Source organism: Ruegeria sp. AG7 (assembly GCF_056541545.1).
Map to the genome: position 1 here is coordinate 1 of NZ_JBQFYP010000029.1, position 14,998 is coordinate 14,998.

Genomic DNA, 14,998 nt, shown 5'->3' on the forward strand with positions numbered 1-14,998 from the left:
AAGTAGCCGAACAGGCAATAGACCACTAAAGTGTCGCGGGATGGAGCAGCCCGGTAGCTCGTCAGGCTCATAACCTGAAGGTCGTAGGTTCAAATCCTACTCCCGCAACCACTTCGGTCGAACAGAGTCTCGAACAAGCCGCCCCTGGGCGGCTTTGTTCATTCTGGGCCAACCCAATCATCGCTGCCAGGGCACCCTCCAGTTCGATCTGCACGCCATCCCGTTCATGTTTGATCGTAACACGTTCAATCAGGCCCCGGATAATCTCCAAGGCCCCGGTGCGGATCGACGGATCCGATAGCGCCTGTGCCAGATCTGCGACCTTGGAGCGATAAAGTTCCGACAGATTTGGGTGCAGTCGCACCGGTGAAGGCTTAGGTTCGGAGAGCTTGGCATCCAGATCGGCGATCTGCGCTTCGAGTTCTTCGAGCCGCGTTTGAAGGCCGGGGGTACGAATGCCCTCTGCGATTGCATCATAGAACCCATTTAATTTGCGTACGGCTTTGTCCCGCTCGGATTGTAGACGGGTCCGGACTGCCTCTACTGTACCTGCTTCTGCGTTGGCGGCTTCGCTGAAGGATTTGATAAAAGCGGCCACTGCGTCGGGCTGCATCAGGCGACGACGAAGCAAATCCAAAACGGCGTCTTCCAGGACATTGCGGCGAATGGATTGCTTATGGGAACAAGTACCGAGTTTGCGAGCGGCAGAGCAGGCAAGGTAGTCGCGTCCGACTGTGGCGAGTGTCCCTCCGCAGGTGCCGCAGAATACAAGACCTGTCAGGAGGTGCTTCTTGCGACGCTTCTCCCAAAACCGGGTTTGCTTAATGGCTTTGACGCGGGGGTCGGATTCGATCTCGCCTTGCCGCTGCTTGACCGCCTCCCAAAGTTCAACCCCGACAATCCGCAACTCAGGGACTTCCCTGATGATACATTTGGAGGGATCGTTGAGACGGGACACACGTCTGCCGGTCTCCGGATCCTTGATGTAGCGCAGCCGGTTCCAAACAAGGCGGCCGATGTAGAGCTCATTGTTGAGAAGGCCCGTCCCACGCACTCGGTGCCCTCGAATGGCCGTGTCACGCCATAACTTGCCACGGGGACCGGGAATACCTTCGGCGTTCAGGCGGCGCGCGATGGCTTTGGGAGAATGCCCCTCGGAGAACTCTTGAAGCACCCGTCGGACAATCTCAGCTTCTGCTGCATTGATCATTCGTTCTCCCGTAACGGGTTGGCCGTCGGCCCCAAGACGCCGGACGACGTCGTAACCGTAGCTGTTGCCGCCGCCGGAACGGCCAAGCTCGACCCGTCCGCGCAGACCACGTCGAGTTTTGTCGGCCAGATCTTTGAGGAACAGTTGGTTCATGGTCCCCTTGAGACCCACATGCAACTCACTGATCTCGCCTTCGGTCAGAGTCATGATGCCGACCCCTGCAAAGCTCAGGCGTTTGAAAATCGCAGCGATGTCTGCCTGGTCCCGGCTCAACCGATCCAGCGCCTCTGCCAAGATCAGATCAACCCGTCCTTCCTGAGTTGCATTGAAGAGCGCTTGCAGCCCGGGACGCAACATGGACGCACCAGAGACCGCCCGATCAGAATAGGCGTCGACAACAGTCCAGCCTTCCCGCTCTGCACGTTCCCGGCACAAACGCATCTGGTCATCGATGGATGCGTCTCTCTGCATCTGGCTGGAGAAGCGGGCATAGATTGCAACTCGGGTCATCGTCTGGCCTTTCTCTTTAGGTCGATCAAAGCCGCGTAGTCGCGGCCTGCTTCAATGGTTTGGGCGTGAATGTAGTGATGCTCCGCCGTTCCGAAGCTCGTATGAGCCAGTATTGGTCGGATCAGCTTTGCGTGTTCCGGAGAGGAACGCGCCAATGTCGTTGCGGCGGCATCCCGGAAGAAATGCGGTGGGATGCGGCGACCCGTCAGCTTAAGCGTTTGATCAGCAATTCGGGGGCCTAGCGCGATTTCTTTGAAAGGTAAGCCAGTTTTGCCGACCCATAGGACATCGTGCTTCTGTTGACCACGCTCCAAAAAATAGGGACGGGCTTCGTTGACATAACGACGCAAGAGCGGCTCAACGCATCTAGGAACATCAGCCTCCCATGGCTGCCCTGATTTGGTCAGATCCTCCGGGAGCGCGACGGTCATGGTGTCTGCTGTGACATACAGGGATGTGCCAATCCGAAGGCCTGCAAAGGCGCGTCGCCGCATCGGCATCAAGGCCAGCATGGCAATCATGGTGCCATCCCGCAGGCACATCATACGGCGCAGCGGTGTTGGTGCTGCTTCTGCATGACCCGTCGCCAGAGACATTCCCGCCTTGAATAGAACCTCGCTGGACAACACACGCCCAAGTTTGCGATCCCGATCACCTCGACCCGCGGCGCGCTTCAATCCCGCTTTCAACTTCCGCTGAGCGGACCAGTCCTGTGTCGGGTCAGCCGCGGAGAGGATACGCAATACGCCGTCAATGAACATCAACCGGGTCATTGGCCGGGTGTGTGAGAGGTCCCGAAGCCAAGCGGACATGCGCGGCAGAGTCGCGCGTCGAGCCGGAGGCAGTGTGATCGCCTTCGCATCGCTGGTAATCAGCCATTGCAGCCATCGGGCATAGCGCAACTCCAAAGTCTTCAACGAGGTCGCGCGTAGATGTGAGAGCGCGCCGCAATCGTCAAGCGGTCCACCTCCCGCCTGAAGGTTGAGCCACATCTCCCGGTCTTGCGCGGGCCATTCGTCGAGCGGCAGAACAAGGCTCATCATCGACGCCCTTTCTTAGATTCTATCAGGTCGGCAAAGGCACGTGTTGCCGACCGTGCCTCAAGACCGGAATACATGTTGATGGTGTGGCTGACCTCCGAATGCCCGAGCAACCGGCGCGCAACCTCGTAGCCGCCGGGATTAGCGTCGAGCCAGTTCATCACCGCGAAATGTCGAAACAGGTGGGCGTTCATCTCCAACCCCGTCTCTTTCCGGATCCGTTTGGAGATGCGCGCAGCCAGAACGCCGGGATCAACCGAATGCTGACCATCCCTGCGGGGAAACAGCCAAGGCGTTCCAGCGGGGCAGAGTTCCGGACAGCGAGATTTGAGATGAACGTCGATCATGCGCAATACATCACGCGGGATCTCGAACTCGACAGGTCGCTCATTTTTTGTCTCGCCGTCTTCCAGAACCAGGTAGGCTCGGCCATCACCGGGACGGTGCAGGTGGCGTTCCAGGTGGATGTCAGCCAGGTTCTTCACGCGAACCGGGCAGACCAGCAAGATGGCGATGGCGAGCGCATCTTCGCGTGCCAGAGCCCAGCCATACGGCTTGGACGTGCCGCGTGGTCGCGCGAAAATCCGTTCAGGCAGGAGCAGCAGGCGCTGCTGATGCCGGTCCTCCTGCAACACCCGCAGCCGGCTTCGGTTTTTTTGGGTCATGCCATTCTGAGGCTTGACGGCCAGGCGCGCGGCAAGCCCGGCCAATGCATCGCGGGCGTCATCGGGTGCATTGAGTATCCGGGCCAGGTTGCGGAGCAACGCGGCTATCTCACTGATCATCTTTGTGGCCTGGTTGTTGGTGCGCGATAACATCTGGCGCAAACCCCGTTCAGCCATCACCGGATTGATCAGGACGTCCAATCCGCCAATCTCCGCGATCGGGATACCAGAGTGAACGAGTTCGGAGGCAAACCGAACCAACTGTCTTTGGTATTGGGACAGGGTCGCGGATCGGAGTGCTCTGTTCTGACCGTCATCTGCCAAGGGGTCTGGATTGGACAGACGATGCATCAGCTTTGCAAGAGCAGTTTGGAATGGCGCCGGAAAATCAGTCGCTGGAAAGGTGATGACCTTCCGACGCGTTTCCAGAGGCAGGATGGCCTTGGGCCATGCAGAAATACGTCGGACCGCCAGGTTCCAGCCGTTGACCGCAGCCCGATATGCGACATCCGGTGATTTGCTGATCTCATTATGCGCAAGGGCTTCTCGATAGGCCGCGGCATGGTCTGAACATACGTTGGCAGGCTCAACGCCCTGCCGGTTTAGAAAGTGCACGAAGCGGCAGAGCGCGGGTTGCAATGTCTTGTCACCGGACGCCAGTACATTCGCCCAGAGCGCTTTCCAGGCAGGACGCAGATCTTCGATCCGGTTGAAGCGCCGTTCCACCAGCCCGAAGTGAGAGAGCGCAGCCCGCGCATCACTGACCGCGTTTTGCCAACTCTTTGGTGTGAGACCGAGTGTGGCTGGGGCGATTTTGGCCAAACGAGGTTGCAACCAGCGGCTATCGCAGGGCACATCCTCTGGCGGCAGCCCAAGGGCTTTGGCCACACGGCGCAGGCCGGAGATCAAGTCGCGGCGGCGCGCGTCAGAAAGAGAGGTGTCGGAGTGCAGCTGTTCGATAAGGTCGGCAAACATCGGTGTGTCGGCTTTGACGAAGGCCAATGTCAATGGAACGGGTCTCTGCTTAGTCATCGGGTTTGCGTTCCTTTGGACATGTCAGGTCTCGGGTGGACGGGTGTGGACAGGGGGTCCGATTCGGGAAAAGCGTAGCACAGAAAGTTCGCAACTTACGGGGATGCCCTCTTCCCGAAATGCGCTTAACACATTGACATTAATAGACATTAATGGTCGCGATTACCTACCAGCACTGTGCCTGCCGGTAGGCGGCATGAGCTGCCGGATCAATGCGGATGAGGCGTCCGCCAGGGCCCACCCGAATAACCTCAAGCAGGCCAGCCGCAATCGCACGGCGCACCGTCTTCTCCGAGCAATTGTCCAGTTCAGCGACGTCTTTCACCGACAGAAGTTTGCGGATTTGTTTATTCTTTGCTTTGATCTGTGGCATCCTGATGCGCCTCCTTTTGGTCAGAGGCGTTCCGGCCCAGTTCCCGTACTGTCTGGGCAGCCAACAATCGGACCAACTGGTCAATCGCTGTCTCAACCTGCCGGTGCGCGTGGTTGTCTGAAGGGGGTATGGCAGGAACGCGTGTCATGACATGACCATGACAACGCAGGCTTGCTCATTCTAAGTGTATTGATTGCTTGTTTCCGGCGGGGCCCAACGCTCTTTCTCTTCGCGCTCAAGCCTGTCGCGAAAATCGTCAATATCCACGCGGATCGTCTCACCGCTCAGGATTTGCCCCGGCTCGGTGATCATCTTCACGACGGACTGGATGAAGGTAATCAGTGGCCCTTGCCGTTGTCCTCCCGGGCGGCCGTCTGAGTATGTCGTGTAGGTCAGGGGGCGACCGGCATCTTTCCAGATATAGCAGCAGCTCTCGACGATGTACTGACGGCGTTTGTCGCGTGAGAACCGCTTGTCACGCGGCGACATCTCCGCAGCCGCACCGGGTGTCTCGAAGATGTGTCGAATGTCATCGTTGATGTCCTGAGTAAACGTTGTCGCAGTCTCAAGTTTGTCGAGCATTTGGGGAAGAAGTTCTGCATCATTCGGTGTCGACGCGAAATAGGTCGAAAGCGTGCCCAATGCGTTCCGGAGCTCTTGTGCAGTAATTGTGCCCCGTTTGGCTTCCCGCAGGAGTGTCTTGAGGTGCTTTTGACCTCGTTCAATCGCTTGCGAGCGCCGGACCTCGGTCAGGTTGATTGCGATGTCTTCATCGTTGTTGAGGCAATTCCCAAGAAGCACAGAGAGCTCGCGTACGAGCTTAGTTGGCAGGTCAAACCGTTCAGCCAAGCTCTCGATCATGTCATCAGAGAGAGCACCGCGTTCGCCATAACTGCCGAGCTTCCATGACATCGAGCATTTGATCCCATCCATGTGCGGATAAATGGAGTAGTCACCCTCGGTATCTGCAACGTCATGGTTGCCACTCTGACCGCTGTTCGAATTGGCGCTCATTATATTCTCCGTTTGGAACACTTCAGGGTCAGGCGACTCGTTCAACAGCGGTTGCGCACAACGTCAACGCTGTTTGCTGAGAAAGCGTGCTGATTAAGACGAGTCGACTTTGTCAAAAATTACATACAAATATGAGAACGGAAAGCGAACAATTTGGCTTCGGATTCAGTATCGAACCGCTGGCCCGAACCGCCTGCGCTATTTGGGGGCTGCGGCGCTTCGGGCCAGCTACTAATTGTGGAGAGGGTGACCGTGTGAAACCCAACGAGTAAAAAAACCAGATCAATACACTTAGTTAGCACGAACACAAAATCGGACGTTCCGGGCCGGGATGGGTCTTCCCCGTCTCCGTTGCGCCCGGTTTATTCTTGCTGCTTCCCCTGGTGAACGATCAAAAAAAGCGGTGACCACGGTACGTTCACCAACCGGCCTCCAAAGGTGAACTATGGTTCGGGGACTACCCCAACCCGCACCGATGCGGCTCCTTCTGGCCCGGTGCAGAAACGCGACAACGGAACCCACCGGCCGATGGTTGTCATTCGACACCAGACGGATCGGGGACCGCCGAGACCGTGCGCGGTCAGAGCGGGGCAGGTGAGAAGCCTGTGGGGAAGCGGCTGGCCACCGACAAAAGGCATCGCGTGGATACGAACCTGAAAGCGAAGGGCCTTCTCCCGCATGACGGGGGGAAGGAGCGGGGGCCGGGTATTGTCTGATGGCAAGTCGGGATGTTTGTGGGCTGTGACCAGCCTTTGATGCGCGGCGCAGAGAACGGCAACTCCGAGCCCGAAGCCGGCGTTTGGGCGGGCCAAAAACGACCGCATTAATCGGCATTAGCCAGTTGCGATCGCCGAGCCTGAGCCGAAATCTGATGCGGCCGACCAGAAAATCGCAGCAAAAAAAAAGCACCACTGACTGTCTGTTCCGCTCCGCCTCGAGGTCGCAGCGTAGCTATTCAATAGTGAGCGGGGGTCTATCGGAAGGTCAGGCCGCCGTCGATGACCAGCGTCTGGCCGGTGACCGACTCCGCCCGACAGAACGTTAGTGCCTGATCGACCACGTCGTCGATGGAAGTGGTCTTCTTGAGCTTTGCCGCCTCGCGCCACGTCGAAACGAAGCTTTCCGGCGCCCCGCTGCTCATCACCGTGTTCTCCATCAGTCCCGGCGCCACGCAGTTCACACGCACGTCCGGCGCCAGCGAGGCCGCGAGAAACCGAGTCAGGCCCGAGACGGCTGCCTTCGTGGGCTGAAAGGCCCGGTCAGCGCCCCAGGTCCCGTGCCCGATGGTGGAGCCAAAATTTACGATGGCGCCCCGCGCGGCCCGCAGGTGCGGCGCCGCGGCCCGGGAGGCGAGGAAGGGGCCGCGGAAGTTAATGTCGCTGATGCGGTCCCAAGTCTCGGGGTCGTAGGCGGCGAGATCGCCCGCTGGCGGCCCCCCAGCCGCTCCGGCGGCATTCATCAGGATCGCGAGGCCGCCAAGCGCTTCGGCCGCCTGTGCTACGCCCGCCTCGACTGAGGCCGGGTCGCGCAGATCGATACGGACGGCGACCGCGCGACGTCCGAGCTTCTCGACCGCGTCGCAGGCCTCGGCCGCGCGACCCTTGCCGCCGCTCCACCCTACGGCGACGTCGGCGCCTGCCGCCGCGAGCCGCTCTACCAATCGGCGGCCCAGACCACCGCTGCCGCCGACAATGAGAGCCGGCTTTCCCGCAATGTCCATTCGGCGCACTCCGTTTCCTTGAGCTGGGGTTCTCCAACTTCTTCAATGCTGCCATCCTCCGACCGCTGGCGCAACCGATCAAGCCGGAACCCGTCCCGTCGACGGAGACGATGACGACCGAGACGCCGAACGTGTTGAAAAACTAGGAAGCGGGTCAGGCGTCGCAGAAACGACCGTTTCCATCTGTTGCTGAAACCTTCCACTAAATGGACGTCAGCTTGGTCCGGAGGGTGTGTGAAAACCCGGGCTCGTGGTCTCTCTCTCTCTCGTCCCGCTGGTTTTCAGCGCCTGTGCAAAAGCTCGCACAGCAGCGCGAGAGAGCGCACATAAAGCGGGTTGTCGGCATATTTCGCTGGAAGGTCAGAGTTTTCACACAGCCTCTCCGCATAGCGCTCGCTCGCGGTATTCAGACGAACGTCTGCTCCGAGCCCAAAGCAGACATGGCTTTTGTTCTATTTCGCTTGCGTCAATCGCACTAACTGGGAAATTGGGCTGACAGCTCTCAAGCTCCGGGCTAGCCTCGTAATAACAGGGAGGTAGCAATGGAAAAAAGGCTTGCTGCGGTTCTGGCGGCGGATGTTGTCGGATACTCAGCATTGATGGACCATAGGCGGGACCAAACGCTCAAAGCTCTCAAGACTTTCCGAGAAGAGACCTTGATGCCCGCGCTCGCTGAACATGGTGGACGACTGATCAAGAGCATGGGGGACGGCTGGATCGTCGAGTTCCGGTCAGCCTCAAATGCCGCCGCATGCGCGATTTCCATCCAATCAGCCGAAAAGCGGGCAGACATCCAGCTCCGCATCGGCGTTCACATCGGCGAAGTCATTACCGACGGGGAAGACATCTTCGGCGATGGAATCAACATTGCTGCGCGTCTCGAGGCATTGGCCGAGCCCGGGCAAATATTGCTATCGGATACAGCTCATAACAGCCTGGACAGAACCGCCGCTGCACTGTTCTTCGGCGGTGGAAACGCTCAGTTGAAAAACATTCAGCGTCGCGTTGGGGTTTGGCGTTGGCCTGATGGTTCGGCGCTGAAGCAAACGGCCTCGACCATCGACAAGCCAGGCATTGCCGTGCTGCCATTCGACAACATGTCCGGTGATCCGGAGCAGGAGTATTTCTGCGACGGCGTCAGCGAGGACATTATCGTCGAACTCTCGCGGTTCGAGGAACTGTTTGTCATCGCCCGAAACTCTTCGTTCTCCTTCAAGGGGCGATCAGTGACGCCCCGGGACGTTGCCCGGGAACTCGGCGTAAGATACATGCTTGAAGGTAGTCTCCGCCGAGCGTCGAAGCGTATACGCATCAATGCTCAGTTGATCGAATGCGGGACAGGTACCCACATCTGGGCGGAGCGCTACGACCGCATTCTTGAAGACATCTTCGAACTTCAGGACGAGATAACGCGAAGCGTCGTCGGCGCAATCGCACCGCAAATTACTCAGGCCGAACTTGTACGCGCAAGCCGAGTGCAGGATATCGACTTCAATTCCTATGATCTGGCCCTCAGGGCCCAAGCACTCTTTCAGGAAGGCGCATATTCAGACGACATGGGCTACGAGAAAGTCTTGGCATTGGCGCAAAAAGCAATCGACCTCGACCCGCGCAACATGCACGCAATTTGGATCAAAGCCTATGCCTACGCCAACCGCTATCTCTATCAACTCGACGACAATCCAGACGAAACGCTTGGGCTTGCTGAAGCGGCGGCGGAACGCCTTTTTCAAAGTGACAGGTCCGACCCAAGGGCTTTGACGGTCCGTGGCATAATCCGCCATTTCCGGCGCGCATACGACGAGGCGACCTCTGATTTTCGACGCTCCTTCGAACTCAATCCGAATTTCGCCCTGAACATTCTATTGATGGCTTGGCACGAATCGCTTGTCGGACGGCTCGACGAAGCAAAGGAACACGCACAGCTCGCGTTACGCTTATCGCCCCGAGATGCCGATGTCTGGGTAGGCAACCCCTATCTTGCACTCGCTCAGGCATATTTTGCTGAGAGCAATTTTGTTGAGGCCCAGCATTGGGGGGAACGTGCCATTCAGATGACGCCTCGCGCCCCAATTCGGCGGGCGTTAATGATCGCTGCTTCAGCCCACCTCGACCGACCGCATGAAGCCCGGCCACATGCCGATGCTTTAGCTGCTTTCGCGCCGACTTTTCTGGATAGCATCGTGTCGGGGCGTCTTGCCTTGTATCGCCTGCCCGAGCACAACTCTCTTCTTGTCGAAGGGATCGCGAAATCTGGGGTATGCTCCCCAATCGGAGTCAGCACCAATACCCCAGCAGCCAAATGAGCCGAGTAGTAAGGCAATTGTCAGCTTCGTCCGCACAGCAGACCTTGAGCGTTCTTCGCCAAATGTCCGCTATGCGGGACCAATCGGACCGATGTACGAGCGGCAAGCCTGATCGTCCAGATCACCATCAGACGGTCAGCCCATCGCTGCAGCGCAGCTTGGTTTCACAAAAGCGGTCGTTCGAGCATCGCCGTAAGGGCCAGATCGGAAGCGGTCGTTCGCCGCGCGGCAGCTTGATGTCTCACAAGCGGACAAAGCGCCTTTTTGCTGCAATTGCGCCAATGGCCGATTTCCGAGATTGATTGGGTCGAAAGCCTCGGCTCGTGAAAGCGTTGCTGTGTTTAAGCTTTATCCCAGCAGCCCTATTGGACAGTTTCGGAAACGCGGTCCTGTCTAGGGGAGCGTCCGAATTTTCGGGCATATTCTCTGGAGAATTGAGCGGGGCTTTCATATCCGACCCCATAGGCAATCTCTGAGATCTTTGAGCCGGTGGTTTGCAGCTCATTTCGGGCATGAAGCAAGCGCAGGTCTTTCTGGTATTGCAGCGGCGAGGTTCCCGTGACGGCCTTGAACTGCTCAAAAAAGGCCGAACTGCTCATACCTACGCGCCCGGCAAGTTCTCCGACGACAAGGGGATTAGCCAGATCTGACCGGATTTCGTGCGTTGCTGCGAAAATCCGGCTGGCCGTGTTTTCGTGCCACACCAGTTTTTGAAGTGTGTCGCCATGCTGCCCGATTAGCAGGCGGGCATGGATTTCGCGCGCCGTGATCGGTGCCAGCATGTGACGCGTCTTTTCGGTTTTGCACTGTTGAAAATACCGCAATAGGGCACTTTTCATGTCATCATCGGTTTCCGCGAGGCAGATCGAAAATGGATCAGTCGCTCGATGGGTGGATGACCGCGGCAGTGACGCGGCCAGGGCGCGCAAGAGATCCAGATCAAGGGGGAACACGAGCGCGACGTAGGGGAGTTCGGGTGTTGCCTCGGTAATACTTGAGACAACCGGCAGCGCGTTGCTGACGATCAGCGATTGCCCGGCCTGCACGGTGAGCGTTCTGGTACTGGTCCCGACCTCTTTGGCACCTTGCAGCACCGCGCAAAGTAGCGGGCGGTAGACATTTGATTCATGTTGGGTGGTCGCCGGATGGGTGAGAAAAACCGCCCCGCTTTCCTTATGCGTCAGGACACCCTGCGCGACGCCTGCGTGGTCAAGCAGCGCAAGAACATAGTCCAATAGGGTACGGGGTTCCATGACTGCCTCCTGTCGTTGCCCACATCGCTGGCACAAAAGCAAAGTGAGTTATTACTGAAAACACGAATATCTGGAGGATTGAGCAAGAAAATAGGAGAAAGTTGAAAGATGTGTCCTCTTTTGATGATTATCGTGTGTTTATAAACTTGCGGAGCAGAATCATGAAAACCATTCTGATCACCGGGGCCTCATCCGGTATTGGCGCGGCAACCGCCCGGCATTTCCAGGCGAACGGTTGGAATGTCGTTGCCACGATGCGCAACCCCGCGGGCAACACAGATCTTGGGGCTTTGGACAACGTGCATCTGACCCAACTGGATGTGACGGATACGGGCTCAATTGCAACGGCCGTGGGCGCTGGCATCGAACGGTTTGGGCAGATTGATGTTTTGCTGAACAATGCGGGTTACGGGGCCTACGGTGCGTTAGAGGCCTTTTCGATGGACCGCATCCGGCGTCAGTTCGACACCAACGTGCTCGGGTTGATGGAAGTGACCAAAGCCGTTCTGCCTCATTTCCGTCAGAACCGGTCAGGCACGGTCATAAATATCTCATCCATCGGAGGACAGATTACCTTTCCACTTGGCGCGCTCTATCATGGCACCAAGTTCGCAGTGGAAGGGCTTTCTGAGGCGCTGCATTACGAGTTAGAGCCGCTTGGCATTCGTGTCCGAATTGTCCAGCCTGGAATGATCCGGACCAACTTTGGCGGCAGCTCCTTTGATTTTGCGATGGATGAGAACCTGCCGGATTACGCACCAATGGCCGAAGCTATGGGGCGCCTGTTTGGCAAGCTGGCCGCAAACCCGTCTGAACCAGAAACGGTCGCGCAGGTCATTTGGGATGCGGCCAACGAGACCGGAAACCGCCTGCGTTTTCGCGCCGGGCCTGATGCCGAAGAACTGCTCGACGCCCGCAAACAACAGGATGACGAGACGTTCATTGGTAGTCTTAAGCAAAAGATGGCGCCCTGAAGAACCGTTGAGTCATTCATAGAAAAAGGGATGCTCCATGTACCGCAAAGCAATTGATAAAGGTGGCCTGGCCGTTGTAACCGGGGCCGCAAACGGTGTCGGTAAAGCTGCGGCCCAACGATTTATTCAGGACGGTCTGGGGGTTGTGCTGGTTGACCTGGCAGGTGAGGCCTTGGACAGAGCCGAGGCGGAATTGCGCGATCAGGCTGGGGCGTCCGCAATTGTTCAGGCGGTTCCAACGGATGTCACCGACGCCACTGCTGTGAACGCCTTGGCAGATCAAGCCTTTGCGCTCGGCGAGGTGGCTGTCCTGATGAACAATGCCGGTATCGCGGCGCCGTCCGGCAGCTGGGAAAACGCGGAAAACTGGCGCAAACTGTTAGAGGTCAACCTTTTTGGCGTCATGAATGGCGTGCATGCTTTCCTGCCGCGCATGATCAAGGTGGCGCGTCCGGCTGTGGTGATCAACACCGGGTCTAAACAGGGCATCACCACACCGCCCGGAAACCCCGCTTACAATACCAGCAAAGCTGCCGTGAAGGTCATGACTGAAATGTTGGCGCATGATTTGCGGCAGGCCGAAGCGGATATCACCGCCCATCTGTTTGTGCCGGGATTTACCTATACTGGTATGATTGAGAAATTCATGCCGGAAAAACCTGCCTCAGCTTGGACAAGTGAAGAGGCAATTGACTATCTGCTAAGGCGCATGTCGGACGGGGATTTCTATATTCTTTGCCCCGACAATTATGTGTCCGAAGAGCGCGATCGCAAACGCGTTGAATGGGCCGTAGGCGATATCATCAACAATCGCCCGGCTCTTTCGCGCTGGCATCCCGACTATGTGGATGCCTTCGCGGCGCACGAGGCTTCGGAATAGCCGGTCCCAAAGAGCGGTCAAGCATAGAGCCAGTGAATCAGTTGACCAAACAACAAGGCTTACACCACTTCTAAATTCCTAACGGACGTTTATGCCAAGCGCAGCATTGGTCGAAATAGGGCTCCGAGCAGCCGTTCGCCGCTCTTTGCATGAGTGACCGCTTCGCGGACAGAGCCGACCTTGGTCACCTTGCCGTTTGCGCATAGTGTCAGCGTACTCGTCATGCATTTGTTTTTGGAGATTGGGAAATGAGCGAAGTGACAATTTTTGGGCTTGGGTTGATGGGATTGGCGCTTGCCAAAGCCTACCAAAGATGTGGGGTTCCCATAACCGTTTGGAACCGAACAATCAAAAAAGCAGAGGCGTTGGAAGCTGAGAATGTCGTCGTCGCTCAAACGATTTCAGAAGCGATGGCTGCGAGCCCGGTTTCAATCATCTGTGTAGACGATCCCAATTCGGTTCTGACACTATTTGGGAACAGCCAGATCGAGCCGCTCCTAGATGGTCGAACAATAATTCAACTCAGCACCAGTCTGCCAAAACAGGTAAGAGAAGACCAAAAATGGTTAGCTGAAAGAAACGCTGGCTTTTTGTACGGAGCTATTCACTGTGGCCCCCAAGATTTGGGAACGAAAGACGCTAATATCCTGATTTCCGGCCCTTCTTCTATCTACAAGCCGGTAGAAACCCTCTTAGGCCATCAGGGCGGAAAGATAGAGTATCTCGGCGACGACACCGCAACCGTACCCGTGCTTGACTTAGCATGGTTATCGACCCGTTTCGGCGAGTTCATGGGAATGCTGCACGCTTCCAACATTTGCCAAGCAGAGGGGATTAAACTGCAGAAATTCATTTCAATGTTTCCTGATAATGCGCGCATTCAGCATCATGTCGGAACTATACGGGATGGCACTTACGAACAAAGAACGGCCACGTTAAGCGTTTGGCAGGCATCGCTGGAACTGTTGAAGCAGCAAGCCACTGACGCTGGCATGGATGCCGGTTTTCCGAACCACGTTGGCGGCCTTTTCGAGAAGGCAATCAAAGCCGGCTACGGCGAAGAACATGTGATGGCATTGTTCAAAGTTCTGAGGGGCGATGGAGGAACTGTCGATTGACAGTTTGGGCTCCGAGCAGCCGTTCGCCGCTCTTTGCATGAGTGACCGCTTCGCGGACGATGCTGCCGTTCGCTGCGTGGCGGCGCCAATCGTCTCGGTGGTTGTCAGCTTTGCGGACGAAGCTGGCATCGCCGACACTAGACGCATCATTCCTTTCCAGGCTGTGCCGTTGGCTGATGCCCTCGATGATTTTACTATGTCGGCGCGGAACAGCGGAGTAAGCTGCCGATCTTTATTGGGCATGAAAAGAGGTCGGTATGGAATATCGGATAGCTTCGGTTACCGAAGTAGACGACAAACCCGCATTCGAAGAACTTCTGACCGAGTATTACGCCGTCGTCTTTCATAAACTGGCCTTGGCAGGCGGGTCTGCGAGAAAAGAACCAAAAGATATGGCATCATCCGTTCTGGCAAATATTCAGACGTTCTTGCCGCCAACCGGCCGCCTCGTTCTGGCATATGGTGAACAAAACCGCCTTGTGGGGTGTGGCACGCTGCAACAGGCCCGACCAGATGCCGGAGAGCTAAAGCGTCTTTTTGTTCGACCGGAAGCAAGTGGAAACCGCCTTGGCCGAGCTTTGGTCGATGCACGGATGGAGGCCGCTCGGGAGATGGGTTGGCGCACCCTTTTGGTGAATACTGTAAAAGGCAATCAAGATATGCTCCGCATCTATGAGCGCATCGGCTTTAGATTCATCGAAAGATACCCGGAGTGTTCCGATCCCATCGAGCTAACTGACTACTTTGATTATATGCAATTCGACTTTTATTAAGTTCTGCTCTGCCCGCTTCGGGCTCTGAGCGGCCGCTACGGTCAATCATGAGAGACGTCCGGTATGAGATGGCGGACGACTGCGGCCGTCCGCCAAGGCCTCAGATGTCGATCTTCTCGGCGATGCTGAG

At 57.1% G+C, this 14,998-nt stretch carries 11 protein-coding genes, 1 tRNA gene and 1 pseudogene; 6 read left to right on the top strand and 7 right to left on the bottom strand.

Annotated elements, in window-relative coordinates; all coding sequences use genetic code 11:
* Positions 1–34 precede the first annotated feature (34 nt).
* Positions 35–111, top strand: a tRNA-Met gene (locus ACR0BF_RS19710).
* Here ACR0BF_RS19710 and ACR0BF_RS19715 read toward each other — a convergent pair.
* From ACR0BF_RS19715 to ACR0BF_RS19740, 6 genes are all read right to left on the bottom strand, one after another.
* Positions 68–1,720 carry a recombinase family protein gene (locus ACR0BF_RS19715; protein ID WP_480625624.1) on the bottom strand — a complete coding sequence of 551 codons (1,653 nt, stop codon included), beginning with the start codon at positions 1,718–1,720 and terminating at the stop codon, positions 68–70. The genes ACR0BF_RS19710 and ACR0BF_RS19715 overlap by 44 nt on opposite strands.
* A complete protein-coding gene (locus ACR0BF_RS19720) occupies positions 1,717–2,760 on the bottom strand; it encodes a hypothetical protein (RefSeq protein WP_480625618.1) in 1,044 nt (347 codons plus the stop codon). Before ACR0BF_RS19720 ends, ACR0BF_RS19715 begins: the two co-directional genes overlap by 4 nt.
* Positions 2,760–4,457: a tyrosine-type recombinase/integrase gene (locus ACR0BF_RS19725; RefSeq protein WP_480625619.1), complete on the bottom strand. Its 1,698-nt coding sequence runs from the start codon at positions 4,455–4,457 to the stop codon at positions 2,760–2,762. The genes ACR0BF_RS19720 and ACR0BF_RS19725 overlap by 1 nt, the downstream gene beginning before the upstream one ends.
* 166 nt (positions 4,458–4,623) lie before the next feature.
* Positions 4,624–4,830 (bottom strand): helix-turn-helix domain-containing protein, encoded by a 207-nt coding sequence (locus ACR0BF_RS19730; RefSeq protein ID WP_480442453.1) that lies wholly within the window; start codon positions 4,828–4,830, stop codon positions 4,624–4,626.
* A gap of 180 nt (positions 4,831–5,010) precedes the next feature.
* A complete protein-coding gene (locus ACR0BF_RS19735) occupies positions 5,011–5,844 on the bottom strand; it encodes a hypothetical protein (protein ID WP_480555495.1) in 834 nt (277 codons plus the stop codon).
* Positions 5,845–6,817: 973 nt separating this feature from the next.
* Entirely contained in the window at positions 6,818–7,564 is a 747-nt protein-coding gene (locus ACR0BF_RS19740) for an SDR family NAD(P)-dependent oxidoreductase (protein ID WP_480625620.1), read from the bottom strand.
* Positions 7,565–8,106: 542 nt separating this feature from the next.
* On the opposite strand from ACR0BF_RS19740, the gene ACR0BF_RS19745 reads away from it, so the two are divergent.
* Positions 8,107–9,870, top strand: coding sequence for an adenylate/guanylate cyclase domain-containing protein (locus tag ACR0BF_RS19745; protein ID WP_480625621.1), 1,764 nt, complete (start codon positions 8,107–8,109; stop codon positions 9,868–9,870).
* A gap of 362 nt (positions 9,871–10,232) precedes the next feature.
* Here the strand turns inward: ACR0BF_RS19745 and ACR0BF_RS19750 are convergent, their stop codons facing one another.
* Positions 10,233–11,123 carry an AraC family transcriptional regulator gene (locus ACR0BF_RS19750; protein WP_480625622.1) on the bottom strand — a complete coding sequence of 297 codons (891 nt, stop codon included), beginning with the start codon at positions 11,121–11,123 and terminating at the stop codon, positions 10,233–10,235.
* 161 nt (positions 11,124–11,284) lie between these two features.
* Between ACR0BF_RS19750 and ACR0BF_RS19755 the strand changes: the two genes are divergently transcribed.
* From ACR0BF_RS19755 to ACR0BF_RS19770, 4 genes and pseudogenes are all read left to right on the top strand, one after another.
* Positions 11,285–12,097: an SDR family oxidoreductase gene (locus ACR0BF_RS19755; RefSeq protein ID WP_299665481.1), complete on the top strand. Its 813-nt coding sequence runs from the start codon at positions 11,285–11,287 to the stop codon at positions 12,095–12,097.
* A gap of 37 nt (positions 12,098–12,134) precedes the next feature.
* Positions 12,135–12,977 carry an SDR family NAD(P)-dependent oxidoreductase gene (locus tag ACR0BF_RS19760; RefSeq protein ID WP_480625623.1) on the top strand — a complete coding sequence of 281 codons (843 nt, stop codon included), beginning with the start codon at positions 12,135–12,137 and terminating at the stop codon, positions 12,975–12,977.
* Positions 12,978–13,222: 245 nt separating this feature from the next.
* Positions 13,223–14,095 (top strand): annotated as a pseudogene (locus tag ACR0BF_RS19765) (NAD(P)-dependent oxidoreductase); the annotation flags it as partial.
* Positions 14,096–14,352: 257 nt separating this feature from the next.
* Positions 14,353–14,868, top strand: coding sequence for a GNAT family N-acetyltransferase (locus ACR0BF_RS19770; RefSeq protein WP_480473656.1), 516 nt, complete (start codon positions 14,353–14,355; stop codon positions 14,866–14,868).
* Positions 14,869–14,998: the final 130 nt, after the last annotated feature.

What these genes read in the sequence shown, in the direction of transcription:
- ACR0BF_RS19720 (WP_480625618.1), bottom strand. Translation starts at nt 2,760, where the DNA reads ATGAGCCTTGTTCTGCCGCTCGACGAATGGCCCGCGCAAGACCGGGAG.
- ACR0BF_RS19725 (WP_480625619.1), bottom strand. Translation starts at nt 4,457, where the DNA reads ATGACTAAGCAGAGACCCGTTCCATTGACATTGGCCTTCGTCAAAGCC.
- ACR0BF_RS19715 (WP_480625624.1), bottom strand. Translation starts at nt 1,720, where the DNA reads ATGACCCGAGTTGCAATCTATGCCCGCTTCTCCAGCCAGATGCAGAGA.
- ACR0BF_RS19760 (WP_480625623.1), top strand. Translation starts at nt 12,135, where the DNA reads ATGTACCGCAAAGCAATTGATAAAGGTGGCCTGGCCGTTGTAACCGGG.
- ACR0BF_RS19740 (WP_480625620.1), bottom strand. Translation starts at nt 7,564, where the DNA reads ATGGACATTGCGGGAAAGCCGGCTCTCATTGTCGGCGGCAGCGGTGGT.
- ACR0BF_RS19745 (WP_480625621.1), top strand. Translation starts at nt 8,107, where the DNA reads ATGGAAAAAAGGCTTGCTGCGGTTCTGGCGGCGGATGTTGTCGGATAC.
- ACR0BF_RS19755 (WP_299665481.1), top strand. Translation starts at nt 11,285, where the DNA reads ATGAAAACCATTCTGATCACCGGGGCCTCATCCGGTATTGGCGCGGCA.
- ACR0BF_RS19750 (WP_480625622.1), bottom strand. Translation starts at nt 11,123, where the DNA reads ATGGAACCCCGTACCCTATTGGACTATGTTCTTGCGCTGCTTGACCAC.
- ACR0BF_RS19730 (WP_480442453.1), bottom strand. Translation starts at nt 4,830, where the DNA reads ATGCCACAGATCAAAGCAAAGAATAAACAAATCCGCAAACTTCTGTCG.
- ACR0BF_RS19735 (WP_480555495.1), bottom strand. Translation starts at nt 5,844, where the DNA reads ATGAGCGCCAATTCGAACAGCGGTCAGAGTGGCAACCATGACGTTGCA.
- ACR0BF_RS19770 (WP_480473656.1), top strand. Translation starts at nt 14,353, where the DNA reads ATGGAATATCGGATAGCTTCGGTTACCGAAGTAGACGACAAACCCGCA.